We start from the raw sequence: 545 nt of genomic DNA on the forward strand, positions 1-545 counted from the left end.
GATTTCTATTTGTACGATGGTCAAGGAAGCGTTACAATGCTGTTAAGCGGATCCAACCAAGTGCTGTCGACATACAGCTACAGCGATTATGGAAGGAGAGATAAGAAATACAATCCGTTTGTCAGCAGCAGCGACGAATATGGGTATCGTTCAGAAGCACACAACAGTGATGAGACCCAGTACTTAAGAGCACGGTATTACGATACTGTGACGGAACTGTTCATCAGTGCGGATGGGTATCTTGGGGATTGGCAGGATCCGTTAAGTCAGAACCGGTACAACTATGGCCGAAACAATCCGAACAAGTACTTTGATCCAACGGGTTTTAAGAGTATAGTGCCGATAATCAAAGGGATAATCAATCCACCAACAGAGTCAAAGAAAAAACCAATTAATAAGGGAACAGTCAATCACCGTACAGAGCCTCATACAAAAGGTGGAACATCTAATGGTGGAGGCGGAAGTGCCAGCAGTGGTTCCGGAGCAGGAAGGAATACAGGCGCATCCAGTTCAAATAACACGGCGGAGATGCTGAGAAAGGCAGC

At 45.9% G+C, this 545-nt stretch carries 1 protein-coding gene; it reads left to right on the forward strand.

Features of this window, described 5'->3' with window-relative positions; genetic code table 11:
* Positions 1 to 36: 36 nt before the first annotated feature.
* The coding region (locus BN162_RS17530) for an RHS repeat-associated core domain-containing protein (protein ID WP_208854781.1) at positions 37 to 545 on the forward strand (509 nt) is incomplete at its 3' end.

Origin of the sequence: Holdemania massiliensis AP2 (assembly GCF_000327285.1) — a bacterium.
Lineage (GTDB): Bacteria > Bacillota_I > Bacilli_A > Erysipelotrichales > Erysipelotrichaceae > Holdemania > Holdemania massiliensis.